General features: G+C 40.2%; 21 protein-coding genes and 2 tRNA genes. 21 read left to right on the top strand and 2 right to left on the bottom strand.

What is annotated here, in order from left to right; translation table 11 throughout:
• The 10 genes from SALPA_RS22080 (at position 1) to SALPA_RS22125 (ending at position 8,264) form a co-directional block, all read left to right on the top strand.
• Complete coding sequence (locus tag SALPA_RS22080; RefSeq protein WP_145099035.1) at positions 1-216, top strand: hypothetical protein; 216 nt, start codon at positions 1-3, stop codon at positions 214-216.
• Positions 217-425: 209 nt separating this feature from the next.
• A complete protein-coding gene (locus SALPA_RS22085) occupies positions 426-1,094 on the top strand; it encodes a L,D-transpeptidase (protein WP_145099038.1) in 669 nt (222 codons plus the stop codon).
• A gap of 78 nt (positions 1,095-1,172) precedes the next feature.
• Positions 1,173-1,991, top strand: coding sequence for a polysaccharide deacetylase family protein (locus SALPA_RS22090; protein ID WP_145102186.1), 819 nt, complete (start codon positions 1,173-1,175; stop codon positions 1,989-1,991).
• Positions 1,992-2,105: 114 nt separating this feature from the next.
• Positions 2,106-2,771 (top strand): EF-hand domain-containing protein, encoded by a 666-nt coding sequence (locus SALPA_RS22095; protein ID WP_145099041.1) that lies wholly within the window; start codon positions 2,106-2,108, stop codon positions 2,769-2,771.
• 247 nt (positions 2,772-3,018) lie between these two features.
• Positions 3,019-3,813, top strand: a complete 795-nt coding sequence (locus SALPA_RS22100) for a ribonuclease HII (RefSeq protein ID WP_145099044.1) — start codon at positions 3,019-3,021, stop codon at positions 3,811-3,813.
• 27 nt (positions 3,814-3,840) lie between these two features.
• Positions 3,841-4,131: an EscU/YscU/HrcU family type III secretion system export apparatus switch protein gene (locus tag SALPA_RS22105; protein WP_145099047.1), complete on the top strand. Its 291-nt coding sequence runs from the start codon at positions 3,841-3,843 to the stop codon at positions 4,129-4,131.
• Between the two features lie 18 nt (positions 4,132-4,149).
• Entirely contained in the window at positions 4,150-4,506 is a 357-nt protein-coding gene (locus SALPA_RS22110) for a YraN family protein (protein WP_145099050.1), read from the top strand.
• 546 nt (positions 4,507-5,052) lie between these two features.
• Positions 5,053-6,126 carry an aromatic acid exporter family protein gene (locus SALPA_RS22115; RefSeq protein ID WP_145099053.1) on the top strand — a complete coding sequence of 358 codons (1,074 nt, stop codon included), beginning with the start codon at positions 5,053-5,055 and terminating at the stop codon, positions 6,124-6,126.
• A 260-nt stretch (positions 6,127-6,386) separates the two neighbouring features.
• Positions 6,387-6,986, top strand: a complete 600-nt coding sequence (locus tag SALPA_RS22120) for a TetR/AcrR family transcriptional regulator (protein ID WP_186451177.1) — start codon at positions 6,387-6,389, stop codon at positions 6,984-6,986.
• Between the two features lie 54 nt (positions 6,987-7,040).
• A complete protein-coding gene (locus SALPA_RS22125; protein WP_145099059.1) occupies positions 7,041-8,264 on the top strand; it encodes a multidrug effflux MFS transporter in 1,224 nt (407 codons plus the stop codon).
• A gap of 16 nt (positions 8,265-8,280) precedes the next feature.
• Here the strand turns inward: SALPA_RS22125 and SALPA_RS22130 are convergent, their stop codons facing one another.
• Entirely contained in the window at positions 8,281-8,463 is a 183-nt protein-coding gene (locus SALPA_RS22130; protein ID WP_145099062.1) for a hypothetical protein, read from the bottom strand.
• 74 nt (positions 8,464-8,537) lie between these two features.
• Entirely contained in the window at positions 8,538-9,392 is an 855-nt protein-coding gene (locus SALPA_RS22135; RefSeq protein ID WP_145099065.1) for a helix-turn-helix transcriptional regulator, read from the bottom strand.
• Positions 9,393-9,485: 93 nt separating this feature from the next.
• Between SALPA_RS22135 and SALPA_RS22140 the strand changes: the two genes are divergently transcribed.
• From SALPA_RS22140 to SALPA_RS29205, 11 genes are all read left to right on the top strand, one after another.
• Complete coding sequence (locus SALPA_RS22140) at positions 9,486-10,055, top strand: nitroreductase (protein WP_145099068.1); 570 nt, start codon at positions 9,486-9,488, stop codon at positions 10,053-10,055.
• A 310-nt stretch (positions 10,056-10,365) separates the two neighbouring features.
• Positions 10,366-11,028 carry a flagellar brake protein gene (locus SALPA_RS22145; RefSeq protein WP_145099071.1) on the top strand — a complete coding sequence of 221 codons (663 nt, stop codon included), beginning with the start codon at positions 10,366-10,368 and terminating at the stop codon, positions 11,026-11,028.
• Between the two features lie 500 nt (positions 11,029-11,528).
• A complete protein-coding gene (locus tag SALPA_RS22150; RefSeq protein ID WP_145099074.1) occupies positions 11,529-12,587 on the top strand; it encodes a PocR ligand-binding domain-containing protein in 1,059 nt (352 codons plus the stop codon).
• A gap of 23 nt (positions 12,588-12,610) precedes the next feature.
• Positions 12,611-12,928, top strand: a complete 318-nt coding sequence (locus SALPA_RS22155; RefSeq protein WP_145099077.1) for a chemotaxis protein CheW — start codon at positions 12,611-12,613, stop codon at positions 12,926-12,928.
• Between the two features lie 87 nt (positions 12,929-13,015).
• Entirely contained in the window at positions 13,016-13,432 is a 417-nt protein-coding gene (locus SALPA_RS22160; RefSeq protein ID WP_145099080.1) for a hypothetical protein, read from the top strand.
• Between the two features lie 795 nt (positions 13,433-14,227).
• Positions 14,228-14,434 (top strand): DNA-directed RNA polymerase subunit omega, encoded by a 207-nt coding sequence (gene rpoZ, locus SALPA_RS22165; protein ID WP_145099083.1) that lies wholly within the window; start codon positions 14,228-14,230, stop codon positions 14,432-14,434.
• 166 nt (positions 14,435-14,600) lie between these two features.
• Positions 14,601-14,673: transfer RNA gene (locus SALPA_RS22170), tRNA-Met, on the top strand.
• Between the two features lie 141 nt (positions 14,674-14,814).
• On the top strand, positions 14,815-14,943 hold the full coding sequence (locus SALPA_RS31665) for a hypothetical protein (RefSeq protein WP_255451305.1): 129 nt from the start codon (positions 14,815-14,817) through the stop codon (positions 14,941-14,943).
• 92 nt (positions 14,944-15,035) lie between these two features.
• A tRNA-Met gene (locus SALPA_RS22175) sits at positions 15,036-15,111 on the top strand.
• A 130-nt stretch (positions 15,112-15,241) separates the two neighbouring features.
• On the top strand, positions 15,242-15,598 hold the full coding sequence (locus SALPA_RS22180; protein WP_145099086.1) for a hypothetical protein: 357 nt from the start codon (positions 15,242-15,244) through the stop codon (positions 15,596-15,598).
• 392 nt (positions 15,599-15,990) lie between these two features.
• Entirely contained in the window at positions 15,991-16,269 is a 279-nt protein-coding gene (locus tag SALPA_RS29205) for a hypothetical protein (protein WP_186451178.1), read from the top strand.
• Positions 16,270-16,381: the final 112 nt, after the last annotated feature.

Below are 16,381 nucleotides of genomic sequence, written 5' to 3' on the forward strand. Positions count from 1 at the left end.
ATGATAATTTTGCTATGTGGAATATACGCAATCATTGCTTTTGTTCAAGGAGCTATGCTAATAAGGAAAAAATACTGGCGAGAGTTTTGGATATGTTCTGTTTTACTAGTAGTTGCTTTTATGTTAAATCTTATGCAAGTTTTGAATGTAAAAATTCCAAGCCCAATGGTCGGAGTACATTACATTGTGAACGATGTATTACAGTTGAATTATTGATTGTCCTATTTTAGAAGTTGAGAAACCGGCAGATTTGCCATCTGGTTGTCCCTTTGCCATGCTCCTATGGAATTAGCTGTCAGCATAGCCTAATAGTGTAAAAATTAATGTTTTACCGGTAATGAACTACAATACTATTAAATATAATAATTTTTGCAATTCTATCTGGATTTGGCAGGAATTCTATATATGTAAGTGAAAGTTATAAATTGGAAAAGTTGGGTAAGAGGCTGATTGGGGAGAATAGGAAGAAATCATTTGCCAGGGAGATAATGTTTGCTATGGTAGTAATAGATGAGAGAGTTTGCCAAGTTATACTGGTTCAACCGGGAAATAATGAAAAAATGCAAGGAATAGTAACTTCTTGGGAAAAGCAAAAAGGAGAATGGAAACAAATATCGTCAACAATAAAAGCATCTCTGGGAAGAAATGGGATACTTTCATCTGGGGAAAAGAAAGAGGGGGATGGGTATACACCGGATGGCGTTTATGACATTAAACGTGCATTTGGTTATGACACATGTAGTACAAAACTGCCATATATTCATCTGACTCAAAATGATTATTGGGTTGATGATCCGGCTTCTGCAAACTATAATCGATTGGTCCGGCAATGTCTATCTGTGGGATCATGCGAGAAGATGAAGCGAGATGATAATTTATATAAAATAGGCTTTGTTATTGAATATAATACTGAATCAAGAGTAGCAGGCAGGGGCAGTGCTATATTCGCACATATTTGGCGGAGTCATGATAGTCCTACATTAGGCTGTGTTGCGATGAGCGAGAAGGACCTGGCTGAATTGCTGGAATGGCTGGATCCTTTAAAAAATCCCGTGATAATAATAAGTCAAGAAAAAATGGAGAGTTTCCTATAACTTAGGCCAGGCTTGTTGGACAATTAGCTTAAAAACACATAAGGAGATGCTTTTTTTTTGCACTTATTTTCGAAGAAAATGAATCGAGTAGTAACGTTAATTTTATTCTTTATCTTGGGACTGAGTTATATCGCCTTAACTTATTTTCAAGGTATACCAGTTCTAAATTATCATCAAATCAATAACGAAAGCCATAACGTATTAACGCTTAGCGATACCGAGTTTGAAGCACAAATCAAGTATTTATATCAAGAGGGGTATACCGCTATTTCACCAGAACAGCTAGCGGACTATTTACAATATGGAAAAGAGCTTCCCAATAAACCGGTTTTGATTACTTTTGATGATGGCTATGAAGATAATTATCAAGTGGCCTATCCCATTCTGCAAAAATATCATTTTAAAGCGACGATATTTTTAATTACTGATTTCGCAGGAAATAATAGCAGGTATTTAACTTGGCAGCAAATAAGGGAAATGAGTGATAACGGTATTAATTTTGAAAATCACACGTTAAGTCATATTACATTGCCCAAGGCTTCAGACGAAGAGGTTTATGCCCAATTGGTTAATTCTAAGCAAGCATTGGAATGGAGGCTTGGGAAAAAAGTTGAATACTTAGCCTATCCGGGAGGCAAATACGACCAACGAATTATTCAGTTAACAAAAGAAGCAGGGTATCGAGCCGCTTTTACTGTAAATTTTGGACGGAATAGGATGAATTCTACAATGTATACCTTAAATCGAATTCCTATTTTCGGGGGCGTGTCGCATACATTTTTTCGTTTTTGGCTGCGCCTAAAATTTACACAGGTATTTGATGCTTTGCAGGATTTTAAGGATTTTTTGCTCAACAAAGGTAATGCTTCGCTAGCTGGGTTGATTTATATCCCTTAGAAAATTAACAACATTTTCTTGTCTTCGTTATAAAAATTAAACAGAATCTGTAAATAGGTGAAATATTATTGTAATATTTAGATGGTAAAATTTTGAAAAAAGGGAGGTGATAATATGAGTGTATCATCCATAGACAGTAGTAGTATGATGGCGCTATTAAGCCAGTATTACTCTCAAAATCTAACTTCCAGCAACACGAATAGCAGTAACAGCACATCAACTGTTACTAATTTGGAAAGGGTAACAGCCATTAATTCCGATGGTGACACTTTTCAAATGTCTGGGGTGGCAGCATCGACTATGCTGTCGACAGCGGAAATGTACAGTAACATGGACACCGACAGTGACGGTTTAGTGAGTGAGTCAGAATTTTTGGCGTCACGTCCTAGTGATGTGACGGCAGAGATGGCTGCAAATCTTTATAGCAGCATTGATACGGACAGTTCGGGCTCCTTAACAGAGTCGGAATTTGAAACGGCAATGAACAATGCACTTTCCGTGAACACAGTTTCAGCAACTAGTTCCGCCAGCAGCGCGGTAGCTACTCAAAGTGCGGGTGGAGGCGGTACGGCATCAGCCAGTAATTCCTGTCCTTTGGGCAATAGTACCTGCACAGGTTGTGGGCAGTGCGGCAAAATAACGCTAAGCAGTTCCAGTTCCGCTTTTAACTCAAGTTTTAGTTCGTCCCAGAATAATACAAATTCCTCAACAAGCAAAACTATCGATTATCTTTCAGCTATTGCCACAAAGGCTTACGAGTCGAATTCTATATATTTATAGGAATATTGTTGTATACGGACTGTAGCTTGGAACGGCTATTTTCAATTTCCAAACATTTCTAAGGAAATTCTAAAAATAGAGATATATAATTCTAACTATACCATACCTATTATAAACACTTCTCCAACCCAGCAACTTAGCTGGGCTATTTTTTTTATTTACCATGGGAGGTGGGAGGTACGCAGGCAGGATTTGCAGTCTTTCTCGCAGAATAACTAAAACATCTGAACTTGGAGGTATTTTACTTTTGGATACGGCACAGATGACAGTCGCGCAAATTTCGGCGTTATTATCAGAGCAGGAGATTTCATTAGAAACAATAAACAGACTTAAAATGGATGCCCGTATTTCGGTAAAGCGTCTTATTGATAAATGGGAGACTCATCTCCGGAAGGCTCAGCGCGAGCGTGAGCGGATTGCAGCTCTATATGAATATGAACGACAGTTAAATAATGAAGGCTACAGTTTGGTGGCCGGAGTCGATGAAGCTGGCAGGGGACCATTGGCTGGCCCTGTAATGGTTGCTGCTGTTATTTTACCGCCAGATTGTTACTTGCCAGGGCTAAATGATTCCAAAAAATTAACATCGTCTCAACGTGAAAAATTGTATGAAGAAATAAAAAATATCGCGATTGCGGTAAATCGGTGTGCAGTGAGCCCTGAAATAATTGATGATATTAATATTTATCAAGCTACAATAAGAGGAATGTATACTGCGATTGCTGGTTTGTTACCAGTACCTCAGGCTGTATTAATTGATGCAGTACCATTACCTGAATTGTTTATACCATCGAAATCCATTATCAGTGGCGATCAGGTTAGTGCTTCTATTGCGGCGGCATCCATTATCGCGAAAGTTGAACGGGACCAAATCATGAATGAGCTTGACTGCCAGTATCCAAAGTATGGATTTAACCGTCATAAAGGCTACGGTACCCAAGAACATATGGAAGCGCTTGCTAAATATGGACCTTGCCCATACCATCGGCAGAGCTTTGCCCCGGTTAAGGCTGCTGCGATTGCAACTGACTGCACAGAGTAATTGTTGTACTACTGAGGAGATGAGACTATGCCAGATACAAAGCGTGACAAACTACCTAAAGCAGTTGCACTCACATATAATGAACAGGACGGTATTGCGCCTAAAGTTGTAGCAAAAGGGGCAGGTGTTGTTGCTGGGAAAATAATACATTCAGCTAAGGAGCATGGGGTTCCTATATATCAGAATAAAACATTAACAGGCATGCTGATGGCTGTTGAACTAGACAGAGAAATACCTCCGGAATTATACCAAGCGGTGGCTGAAGTATTAGCGTATATTTATCGTTTGGACCAACGTTTTGGCAACTGGCAGTTCTAGAGTTATTTGGAGGAGATAATGAACCATATAGCGACAGGGGACAAAGGCGAACAGTCTGCTGCTAGTTATCTAAGTAAACTAGGATATACAATTATTGCTACCAAATATCGTGCTAAAACTGGCGAAATAGATATCATTGCGAAAGATAAAGATTGCCTAGTGTTTGTTGAAGTAAAGACTAGACGTTCGACGATTTATGGGTTTCCGGCAGAAGCCGTTAACTTTAGGAAACAGCAGAAAATAATAAATACGGCATTATGTTTTTTTAATCAGCGTGGAATCACCGATTGTGCCTGCAGGTTTGATATTTTGGAAGTGTATCTAACAAAAGAATCAATTCAATGTAATCACATAATAAATGCGTTTGGTAAATAATGGGGGTAAGTTTTACTTTTAGCCTCTAATAAATTTAATGATTCCATCAACGCCGCCATGCGCTAATTTTGCAACTGCTCGCACTTGTTTCCCTTGCTTTCATCCATATTGGAGTATTCTTTGGCAGCCATACTTAATCCTCGTGCTAAAACAGCCGCCGGTATAACAATATGCAGTCCTGGAATCCAAACAGTAACAGCTGTGAAGGCAAGACCTGCGAGCGCTATAATTTATAATCCCTCCATAAGTGATCCATCACATAAATTCATTGTTCATACGCCTGCCATTGCAGTCGTATACTAGTCAATATAGTATCGCTAAATAATTCGCTTTTCGCTCACTTACTATTACAGTTAATTTCTCCATAATTTGAAATATGCCTTTATAACTTTTCTTACAGTCTTATAAAAAAGTAAGCTCCTCATCTTCATGAAAAGCTAATACGTATAGTGTGCAATTTATGTGCCGTCGATCTAAGCAAATGGGAAAATCCGCCTCATTCCATAATCATCGGAATAACGGTGGATCTATAGTAGGAGTTGAAAAATGAAAATTGGTGCACGCGTTATTAAAACAGGTATAGCTGTTGCAATTACAATGTTTATCTGCAAGTATCTTGGTCTGGAACCAGCTTTCTTTGGTGCTGTTTCTGCCGTGATAAATATACAACCATCAATATTTTTGACATTAAGGGCCGCACGGGATCAGATTTTGATCCATATACTGGGTGTTACGGCAGGTTTCTTTTTTGGCTATTTCCTCGGTGTGAATCCGTTATCAGCGGGTTTAATAGTAGTTTTGCTTATACCAATATATATAAAGTTTAAACTACATAGTGGCATAACCATGGGTATAGTTGCTGCTCTTTTTGTTTTAAGTTCTAGCACAGAAGAGTTTTTATTTCATGCTCTTGCCAGATCAGGAGTAATTTTTGTCGGTCTTGGTTCGGCTATGCTTATCAACGTATTGTTATGGCCGCCAAAGTATAGCAAACTACTTAAAGAGAAACTGAGAGAAAGCAATGAGGCGGCAGTTCTTTATTTTTGCCGGGCGGTACAGGATTATGTTGGCCTTGACAGTGATGAGCTTCATATAGATACAGAACAACGTAAGCGGGTTAACAAACTAAATAAGGAAGCACGAATGCTGTTGGATTTGCTTAGTAGAGAGCGCCAAGTGGTCGCTGAATCATCTGAACCCAGAGAGTGGGTTTTATTGGCTAAAAAACTACTTGATTACAACGAATCAATTACTAAGAAAGGTGACCGTATCTTTGATCTTTTGCCTACACGATTGGACCGAAGAATTAAATCTGGTAGTCCACCTATAAGTGAGGAATTTAGAGCGATTTTACAACTATTAGAAAGCGGTTGCACAATAGTTATTCGTGTCAACGGAAAAATTAGAACTGTTATTATTGATGGCGGTACCGCAATCCCGGAAGAAATCAGTGAAGAGTATTGGGAAAGTCTAACTAAGGCAATTGATCAATGGCAGCCCAGACTTTCAGGCAGCTATTATTTACATGGGTTACTTGACGTGGCTGTAACGGCAAATGAAATCAAGTGGGCTACGCGGCAAGCCAAGATATTACTCCAGGAAAGTGTAGAAAATAGGTGATATTTTCGTGGGTCCGGAGATATTTTTAAAATTATCTCCGGACCTATATTTTACTATGAGTGAATCCAATCTTATACTCTTGAAAATCGTGACCAGCATCAGCCTTGATATAAGCATTTATCTTTTGCGGCGAGTTAAGACTTCCGCCTCTGCAGGCGGCCTGAACCCGCCGATGTTTCAGCTATGCTGAAACAAGTTCACTTGACAAATTTTCCTAAAATATTATAATGTTAGTTAGTACCAACAAACAGGGGGCCCATATGCAGACAGAAAATCTATCGACCCGGGAGAAGATCCTGCAGGCGGCGACGGAGCTTATTGTGGATAAAGGATTCAAGGAGACGACGACGAAGGATATTGCAGCCTCCGCCGGTGTGAGCGAGATGTCGGTATTTCGTCATTTCGGCTCAAAAAAGGCGATCCTTGTAGCGATCATGAAGCAGTATTCCTTTGAGTATCCTATAGAAAACGGTCTTCGTGAGCAGTTGATCTGGGAATTAGAGCATGATCTGCTGCTCTTGGCGGAGATGCAATATCATTTCAATTTACGCAATGAAAAGGCTATCCTTATCCGCTTCAAGGAAAGTAAGAATTTGCTTGCCTGCGATATCGATGTAAAAAGAGATCCGAGCCTGCTCAAGGAGTTTCTCGTGTGGTATTTCGACGAGATGTATGCGCGGGGCAAGATTCTCAAGGCGAATAACGAAAAACTTGCCATTCATTTCATGAGTTTTAACTTTGGTTTGTTTTGTAATAAAATGTTGGATGTATATGGTCCGATCAGTGCTATCAGCAAAAAAGAAGAAATCATTTTTGGTGCAACATGTTTTGCACGTGGAATACAGCCGCACCATTTTTAACAATTCTGTGTTAGTTATTACTAACTAACGCTTTGATTTAGGAGGATAATGTTTATGACAGTACAAAATAAAAAGAGCCAAGTCTGGCTCACGATTTTTTTAGGATTACTTGCGGCGCTTGCACCGCTTTCGATGGATATGTATTTGCCCGCGCTGCCGCTCATGACGGATGAATTTGGCGTTGCTACATCGATGGTCCAGCTCACGCTTACCGCCACGATGGCGGGTATGGCCATCGGGCAGATTTTCGCTGGCCCGGTCAGTGACATGAAAGGCCGCCGCGGACCGCTCTATGTCGGTCTTTTTATTTTCGCGCTTTCGACGTTCATCTGCGTATTTGCGACGTCTATTTGGGTATTCCTTGCATTTCGCTTTATTCAAGGACTTGCCGGTGCAGTCGGCATTGTTATCGCACGTGCAATTGCACGTGATGTCTGCGAGGGGTCGGAACTCACAAAATTTTTCTCGATGCTCATGCTCGTGAATGGACTGGCACCGATCCTCGCGCCGGTCGTCGGCGGGCAGATTCTGCTTGTGGCCTCATGGCGGGGCATATTTGCCTTTCTCGGATGCATCGGTTTGGTGCTTACCGTCGCATCTTTTAATTTCAAGGAAACGCTGCCCGCGGAAAAGCGTATTGCCGGCATCAAGTCGAGCTTCATGAGTTTTGGCAGACTGCTGAGTGATCGGTATTTTCTTGGTCATTGCCTCATGCAGTGTTTTTCGTTTGGAGCGTTCTTTGCTTATATTTCGGGGTCATCCTTTGTGTTTCAGAATATTTATGGTGTCTCGGCGCAGGCCTATAGCGGGATTTTCGGCGGGATTGGCGTGGCCATCATGTTAGGCGGCGTGTTGAGTGGACGCCTGGCGGGACGTGTATCGGACGCAACGATGTTATGGCGGTCGCTCGTGCAGGCGTTTATGGGCAGTATTCTTCTCCTGGGCTGTTTCTGGTCCAAGGCTCCGCTGGGCATCGTGCTCATCGCGCTGCTCTTTACGATTCCAACGATATCCGTTATGGGTGCGACGAGCTTTTCGCTTGCGATGCGGGCACATGGCAAGAATGCAGGCAGTGCTTCAGCACTCATCGGTTTTTTTTCGATGATCTCGGGCGGAATCATGGCCCCGCTCGTAGGTAGCGCCGGGAGCAGCAATGCAATGCCGATGGCAATCATCATGCTGCTCGGTGAGGCAGGTGCACTGCTGTTCTTCTATTGGATGATCGCTCCGGCACATCGAAACGAGAATTGTCTGGGTCTGGTGCAAAAAAATTCCTAGGAAATAGGGATAAGTATTACTTACCACCCAATACAATATAAAGCATAAGTAAAAAACCTAAGACAATAACCCAATTCATAAAACCCGAAGATTTCGGCTGCCGCGTCCGAGTACGTGCAGCTTGGATGCGTTCGCGGGCTTTTATTCGTTCGAGTTCTTCCTCGTAGATTCTTTGTTTCTCCTTTCGTGTAAGCGGCACGGGATATCACCTCTATGCAAAAATGCTTTTTACTTTTCTGCCACCCAAACCCATCGGCTGCGCACCTCTAGGTTTTAGACGGAATTCAGTTTAGTAAGCTTATTTGTGTCTTCATCCAAAAGTGGGGTATATACCATGATTCTTAGTTCAGGTGATTCTGCAGACAATAATGTTGTAGGTTGCAATGCTAATGGGCCAACTACAGGATGATTTATTTTTTTGCATTTTCCTTGTGGAACTTGAATATCGTACAAATCCCACCATTTCCTGAAATGAGGACTAATATTTTTTAAACTATTTACGAATTTTGTGAACCATGGCTCTGCAATATATTGATCGCTACTTATCCGAAACATCGCAAGGCATCGTTTGGCCTCTTTTTCCCATTCCATTAGTATTTCTTTTTGCGAAGGATCAATAAATAAAAGCCAGATAAGATTTTTATCACGTGGAGATAGGGAGGAAAAATCGGCGAAAACCTTACATGCGCTTTTATTCCAAGCTACAATGTTCCAACGTTGATCCATAATATAGGCAGGGCAAATGCCGAATGCGTCAAGCACTTGTTGTAAGCTTGAACTAATAAAACAAGTATTCTCTGTAGCTAATTCCTGCGTGGGATAATAATCTTTGGCAAGTACAAATAGATGTTTGCGTTCTGCCCAATCAAGTTGTAAAACACGAGCAATACTATTTAAGACTTGTTCTGAAACTTGAATAGGACGTCCTTGTTCTAACCATGTATACCATGAAACGCTTACCCCAGCGAGTTGAGCTAATTCTTCACGTTTGAGTCCGGAAGTTCTGCGCCTGGAGGAAATAGGAAATCCAAAACTTTCTGGGTTTATCCGTTCTCGACGAGAACGTAAAAACTTCGATAATTCGTTTCGCCGGATTTCTTCAGGATTTCTAGTGGGAGTATTAATCATATGATAACCTCACTCCTGGCAATAGGATAAAAACTTTGCAATAATGATAACATACATTTGGTGAAATATCTACTAACTAAGGAGGCTGAAAAAATGGATGTTTTAACGGCAATTAATACTCGGCGGTCTGTTCGGAGTTACACTAACAAAATGGTAGCAAAAGATGATATTTTAGTATTAATTAATGCCGCGTCACAAGCACCAAGCGCCAGCAATTCACAACCATGGTCTTTTGTTGTTATTCAGGATGGTGCTTATCTGCGGGAGTTATCCCAACGGATTAAAGCATTTTTACTTGAACATTTAGAAGATTTTCCGTATTTTAAGCAATATCTTGGGTGGCTTCAAAATGAATCTTTAAATATTTTTTATGATGCAAGTACACTGGTTATTATTTGTGCCAAAATCGGTCAAGGTATTTATCCACTTGAAGATTGTAATTTAGCAGCAGAGAACCTCATGCTAGCAGCACACGCTAAAGGTCTCGGTGCATGCTGGATTGGTTTTGCCAGGGAATTCCTGAATTTACCGGATATGAAGCAAGAACTGGGGATTGCTGATAACTTATACGCTGTTGCTCCTATCATTATTGGATATCCCGATAAGGAGTTAGCTGTATTAAATAAAAAACAACCGGAAATTAACTGGGTTCAATTAAAATAGCGCGAAAAGGTTTACACTGTTGTAGTTCTGCCACACTGAACCACACACATGGCTTTGAACATTTTGCGTAAAGACGCCACTCCACAGTATAGGAATGGCGTTTTATTATTTTACAGGGGATAGATTGGTTGTCTTGAAAAGACGCGAAGAGATTTGTTAGGAAATGTAAGAGTGCAGCAGGACATACTGATCAATATGGAGAAATACCCATAAATTACTAGGGAAGTAGGCCAGGGAGTGAACCGTATTGATTATGCGGAAAGATTAAATGGGTGATTTTTTATGAGTCGAAAAGATTTATGGGGGATCTATGGACATCAGCATTTTGAGTGCACTAGAAAAAATAGATATTAGACACAATGATTTGGAAACACAAGAAGAATTTATTTATTCGAGCTTCATTGAATCAATTGGTGAAAAGTCTATGTTTATCTTGTCTCCATTTCGAGAAGACAAGATAATGCAATCTCGCATTGGTGAAATAATCGAAGCGAGAATTACAGCTGAGGAATGTGCCTATTTTTTAAAAGCTATCTTGCTTGGGTATAGGTGGGATGTAATTTCTTTGTGGGAGCTTTCTCTGCCAATTGATATGCAACGGACTCAAATGCGTGAATATGTAAGACTAAAGATTTGCTTAGAGGTAATACTGGAATTTCTAGATGAACATTGTCAAAGAAAAGTTATAAAAACGGTTACAAAAGATTTTAGTGCTGGTGGATTGCAGGTTGCTATGCCAGTAGCACCACCTGCAGATTCAAAGGTCATGGTTACATTATCCTTGTGGGAACAAACGACATTGAAAGTGAAAGGGGAATTTGTTCGTATTAAATACCCCAAAACAGCATCCCAGAAACATTTTGCATCAATTAAGTTTTGCGAACTAGACGATAAAATGACCAATAAATTGGCAAAATATATTTTTGATAAAGAAATTGAACGGCGGCAAAAAGAGCGAAGTCTGTTTACATGAATTTCACTTGTGATGGTTGGCCCTAATAATAGTAAGGCCGGGGTCTGTCCTGTTGCTTGGCAGACACTGTATGGGCTCAGGGTACTGCAGCCCAAGACCGTTCCGGATGGATGATAAGCGTACTTATGGTCCAGGAGTATCTGATGAATAAAGGTTTAGAATTGTAGGTCCCCCTCTGCAGTATTGCAGAGGGGGGTTTTTCCATGTGAACTTTTGAGTTCGCCAAAATTTTCAAACAAAAATTGCATATAATGCAATTTTTGATATTGAAATAATAAACTAAAGTTGAAGTTTATTAAGAAAAGGATTTGTAATGATGAAGATTATCGATATTTTGCTGGAGATTTTGCTTGTCAATATTTTTTAAGAGTAAAAGTGGATATTGGCATGTGTTTTGCATAAATAGTTAAGTGTTTAAGAAATATCGGTATGTAAAGGGGAAGACTGTAGAATAACCTTACTATAGGTATTCAACTAAAAAATTATTAGGAGGAATTTACATGAGCAAGCCAGGATTAGAAAACAAATCTACTAGTTACGAAGTGAATTTATCCACACTTAAGCTTACCGATGTAATTAATATTGATTTTTTACAAAAATTTCAGGATGATTTCGCAAAAGGAGTTGGTGTAGCTAGTGTAACAGTTGATCCTGACGGAAAGCCTGTCACCAATCCAAGTTGCTATACCCGATTCTGTATGGATTATACTCACTCCACAGAATGCGGTGATAAACGTTGTGCTGAATCACATCGCCAAGGTGGGGAAGAGGCCGTACGAACAGGCAAACCTGTCGTATATGAATGTCATGCTGGATTGATTGACTTTGCAGCGCCGATTATCGTCGAAGGTAAATTGCTTGGCACAATATTAGGTGGACAAGTTCTTACGTCAAGTTCTGATGAAAATAAATATAGAAGAATTGCAGGCGAAATAGGTGTTGATGGCGACGGATATGTCGAAGCTGCCAAGGAAGTTCGAATTCTATCAAGAGAGGGTATTGAAGCAGCAGCTAATGTTCTTTTCACGGTTGCCAATAATATGTCTAAGAATGCATTTCAGCATCTAAAATTAAAATCAGTAGCTCTGGTGTTAGACGACAGCTTGCATCAGATTTCAGCCACCATGGAGGAATTAGCTGCCTCTGCAGGTATTGTTAGCGATAATCAGAACAATTTAAACACTGAGATAAGCCAGGTAAACTCCGTCACTGGTGAAATTAACGGTGTTATGGATCTAATTAAAGAGATTGCCGACGAAACTCGCCTCTTAGGATTAAATGCAGCCATTGAGGCGGCCAGAGCAGGAGAAGCGGGCTTAGGTTTCGGAGTTGTAGCTCAAGAAATCAGAAAACTATCGGCTGATTCCAAAGCAACGGTTGGAAAAATTAAAGAGTTCACTACATTAATAAGGAATTCTGTTGATCGTACAGTTACCATGGGCAGCGAAACGGCGCTAACTGTTGAACAACAAGCAGCCGCTATTCAAGAAATAACGGCCAGTGTAGAGGAAATTACCAGTATAACCGAGCAACTTACCGCACTAGCTAATGAAACCTGATCGCACGGAAGGAGGAATAACTTATGGCAATTAGCCAGATAGTCATTTTCGAGATTGATGGTAGTGAATATGGCATTGATGCACTAGCAGTCAACGGTATAATACGCGCCCCAAAATATAACATTCAAAAGGTTCCCGGACTTCCCAGTATAATCGAGGGTATGATCAATCTTCGCGGTCAAATAAGCTATATCTATAACTTACGTAACAAATTCGGGTTAGCAGAAATGACCGATACGGAAGACAGCAAGTTTATCATGTTGAATGTGGATGAACAAGTTGTCGGCTGTATTGTTGATCAGACCCTCCGGAGTCTTCAAAACCATATGTTAAAACCTTAGAATTATTTTCAAGCATAGTGTTTTTCAAACATAATTAAAATGAATTACTCCGATAATTTAAGAAGGTAAATTAAGGGAGGTGAAACAATGTCGATTTCATCTGTTTTTTCAGCAACAAGTTTATATCAATCTCTAAATTCCGCAAATTCAAGTTCTACAGGAGCTCAGAGTAGTATATCCACTACTTCTAGTGAGGATACCGTTGAATTAAGCGCTGCAGGATTAAGTGCTAGTGCATCATCCAGTGCAGTATCCGGTGCATCATCCAGTGGGGCATCTGGTTCATCATCCAGTTCAACATCTTGTCCTCAGGGCAATGCAACTTGCGTTAATTGTGGGGTCTGTAAATCACTGTCAACTAACGCCCTTGGCGGTACAAGTAACGCAAATAGCACAAGTAGTATGAGTGGTATCAGTAGCATAAGTGACCAGAACAACTATGCAACCGATACCTCAACGTTGAATGCATTAAATGCCTATGAAAGCCAAATCAAATATTTGTAATACATAATCGGAAGAAGACTATATTTCGATTATAAAGGTTGACTAAACGTAGGTGCGGTGTTAGCCTTAGCTGGGTGTTTTTTTGGTTGCCGCCTGCCGCATCCTTCGGGGGGCGCGGTTTTTTTGTTTTATAATATTTTTTAAGGTAATTCTAAAAATAGGAATATATAATCCTGAATATGTTCATAGAAGGTAAGGTCTACCTATTGAACATAAATTCTTCACATTACCATATTCCTTATATAGGTACTCAGTGACTAATATGTTGCTGGGTATTTATATATTTTGAGGATATTTAGTCCCTGGACTAGCCCGCTCTCAGCCTGCCGGTTGGGGGATGGGTTTTTTTTATTTTTTTATACCTAATACCTATCTAAAATAACAGTTTCATGTACGGATAAAGAATAAGAGCGAGTTTAATTTATCGTGGCTACGGAATGTGAAAACTTTAAATGGGCCATGCTTGCCTACCGAGCTTGTCCTGGTGGACGGCTTTCCCATTTTTTATTTTTTCTCAAGGTACTTCTAATAAATATGATGCAAACTAAACATGGTGACGATAGTTTGCCACTATTGCCACTCTTTCAGTTAAAGCCGCATCCTTCGGGGTGCGGCTTTTGTGTTGACATAAGTCATGAAATATGAATATTCTTTTCCTTAAATTTAAAATAAATGGAAAAATTTCCAATAACATGAGAAGTGTGGTATAATAATTATTGTTGATATAAAAACTTAACGATAATGTGTGAGGTGGTGTTGGTTACAGAGCGGAAATAATGAAAAGAGGCACAAAAAATGATCAATCCACCATTAGAAGTTTTGTTAGGCAAAGTTGATAATAAATATACCCTTGTTGTTTTAGCAGCTAAACGAGCGCGAGAAATCATTCAGGGTAGTGGAAAATTAATAGATTGTAAGTCATCGAAGCCAGTTAGCATTGCTTTAGAAGAAATTGCCCAGGGGAAAATAACCTTTCAACGAACTAAGTATGGAATCAAGTAAAGAGCCTTTATTGAGAAACTACCTCAAATCCGTAGTTTGCAAGAATTGTGGACATGAATCAGAAGAAATATTAATAGGTGTTTGATGCGATGGTGCCCATCAGCCGTTTAGCTGGCTGGCGTTTTTCAGTAATATTCAAAAACCATGGAGATAAAATATATAATATCGCGGGGTAGAGCAGTTGGTAGCTCGTTGAGCCCATAATCCAAAGGTCACAGGTTCACGCCCTGTTCCCGCAACAAAAGTATTAGCCGTATCCTTCGGGGTGCGGCTTTTTTAACTAAATATTAACGAACACTTAACTGAATTACTAATATTTATGTTGTATTATAAAGTTAAGCATTTAGTAATTTCAATATTTTTATAAGGCGGTGTTGGCTATGGACAATGTATCGGATGATTTAAACATCAAATTGACTGAGGAAGAATTGCGGGAATTGTTGGATGGTTTACCCGATATTATTAGGGCCTTAAAAGAGGAAAGTGACGCCCCTGAAATAACAAATTAACGATGATTTTATCTGTCGCTCTGTTCTTTGGATGGAGCGGCTTTTTATTTTGTGTAATATTTGAAAACTAGGGCATATTACCATTAGTATTTCGCGGGATGGAGCAGTTGGTAGCTCGTCGGGCTCATAACCCGAAGGCCGCAGGTTCAAGTCCTGCTCCCGCAACCAAGTATTAGCCACATCATTCGGGGTGCGGCAACTATTTTTTTATCCAATGTTTTCTAAACAAATTCTAAATAATGGCGGTTATTATTAATCCATGGATCCAGCAACAAACAGTTAGGGAGTGAATGTTTCCATGAAAATTATAGGCAAAAAAGTTATCATATACTCAATGCTTGGTTTACTTCAAGTAGGAATGCTTTCCTCAGTAGCCGCAGCAGCCTCTGGACCATTACATAACGACGGTTCGCAGCGAATCGCATATCTTGACCGCGATGACCGCCGTGATGATGACCGCCAACGTCAGCACGATGAACGCAAGCGTCAGGAAAACGAGCGGCATGAAAGAGAAATGAAGCGCCGGCCGCATGAAGGTGAAAGGGAATGGCGTGAGCGGCAAGAACGGGAGAAAGACCGTCATGATCGGGCGTTGCGCAGCGTTGCAGCTCTTCTGATTGGGATTGCCATTGGTTCCGGCTCATCGGGTAATTGATAAAACTAAGCCACATTTTTAAAGTGCGGCTTTCCAAATTTTTATCCATACAAGTCCCCAGCAGCATGCAGTTGCTGGGGACTTGCGTTTTGACGATAGTAGCCCATTTTTCAGCCATTGGCCGGGGGATGGGCTTTTTTATTTTTTATACCTAATACCTATCTAAAATAACAGTTTCATGTACGGATAAAGAATAAGAGAGAGTTTAATTTATCGTGGCCACGGAATGTGAAACCTTTAAATGGGCCATGCTCATCTGTCAGGTTCGCCTGGTGGGCGGCTTTTTCTATTGATTGGTGCAATTTACCTACGTGATTTTAAAAAAAAATTAAAGAAAAGACTGTATTATGTAAATTGTGCATTCGATATACATATTCAAAGGAGGTTTCCAGATGAAAGGTACCTTGAAAAAACTTATGGTGTATTCCATGTTAGGACTGATGCAGGTTGGCCTATTTGCAGCTGTAGCATCAGCATCTCCCAGAGTCGAAGAACCGTCAGTAGTAGAAGAATGTTGTGGAGATCCCGTTTGCATGAAGGAGTGTGCTAAAGGTGTAACGCCTGAATGCAAGGAAAAACATCATCAAGCAGTATATCACGAAGAAAATGATGATAACAGTATAAACAGATTTTTCCAAGGAGAGTACAATCAAAGTACGTGTAACAAATAAAGAAAAGGGCGTGTCGCAAAACGTTTTTTGAAAAACGCAGAGCGACACGCCTTTTTGGGTAATTTAGGAAGGAAACTCCTAGTAGGGAGAATGAAAAAAAGAAGCCGCAGTC

It is taken from the genome of Sporomusa sp. KB1 (assembly GCF_007830295.1).
Classification (GTDB): Bacteria; Bacillota; Negativicutes; order Sporomusales; family Sporomusaceae; genus Sporomusa.

Bases quoted from the DNA above. Each gene is read 5' to 3' on its own strand.
- SALPA_RS22125 (WP_145099059.1), top strand. From the start codon at position 7,041: ATGACAGTACAAAATAAAAAGAGCCAAGTCTGGCTCACGATTTTTTTA.
- SALPA_RS22080 (WP_145099035.1), top strand. From the start codon at position 1: ATGATAATTTTGCTATGTGGAATATACGCAATCATTGCTTTTGTTCAA.
- SALPA_RS22090 (WP_145102186.1), top strand. From the start codon at position 1,173: ATGAATCGAGTAGTAACGTTAATTTTATTCTTTATCTTGGGACTGAGT.
- rpoZ (WP_145099083.1), top strand. From the start codon at position 14,228: ATGATCAATCCACCATTAGAAGTTTTGTTAGGCAAAGTTGATAATAAA.
- SALPA_RS22140 (WP_145099068.1), top strand. From the start codon at position 9,486: ATGGATGTTTTAACGGCAATTAATACTCGGCGGTCTGTTCGGAGTTAC.
- SALPA_RS22115 (WP_145099053.1), top strand. From the start codon at position 5,053: ATGAAAATTGGTGCACGCGTTATTAAAACAGGTATAGCTGTTGCAATT.
- SALPA_RS22110 (WP_145099050.1), top strand. From the start codon at position 4,150: ATGAACCATATAGCGACAGGGGACAAAGGCGAACAGTCTGCTGCTAGT.
- SALPA_RS22105 (WP_145099047.1), top strand. From the start codon at position 3,841: ATGCCAGATACAAAGCGTGACAAACTACCTAAAGCAGTTGCACTCACA.
- SALPA_RS22150 (WP_145099074.1), top strand. From the start codon at position 11,529: ATGAGCAAGCCAGGATTAGAAAACAAATCTACTAGTTACGAAGTGAAT.
- SALPA_RS31665 (WP_255451305.1), top strand. From the start codon at position 14,815: ATGGACAATGTATCGGATGATTTAAACATCAAATTGACTGAGGAAGAA.
- SALPA_RS22155 (WP_145099077.1), top strand. From the start codon at position 12,611: ATGGCAATTAGCCAGATAGTCATTTTCGAGATTGATGGTAGTGAATAT.
- SALPA_RS29205 (WP_186451178.1), top strand. From the start codon at position 15,991: ATGAAAGGTACCTTGAAAAAACTTATGGTGTATTCCATGTTAGGACTG.
- SALPA_RS22095 (WP_145099041.1), top strand. From the start codon at position 2,106: ATGAGTGTATCATCCATAGACAGTAGTAGTATGATGGCGCTATTAAGC.
- SALPA_RS22180 (WP_145099086.1), top strand. From the start codon at position 15,242: ATGAAAATTATAGGCAAAAAAGTTATCATATACTCAATGCTTGGTTTA.
- SALPA_RS22145 (WP_145099071.1), top strand. From the start codon at position 10,366: ATGGACATCAGCATTTTGAGTGCACTAGAAAAAATAGATATTAGACAC.
- SALPA_RS22160 (WP_145099080.1), top strand. From the start codon at position 13,016: ATGTCGATTTCATCTGTTTTTTCAGCAACAAGTTTATATCAATCTCTA.
- SALPA_RS22120 (WP_186451177.1), top strand. From the start codon at position 6,387: ATGCAGACAGAAAATCTATCGACCCGGGAGAAGATCCTGCAGGCGGCG.
- SALPA_RS22135 (WP_145099065.1), bottom strand. From the start codon at position 9,392: ATGATTAATACTCCCACTAGAAATCCTGAAGAAATCCGGCGAAACGAA.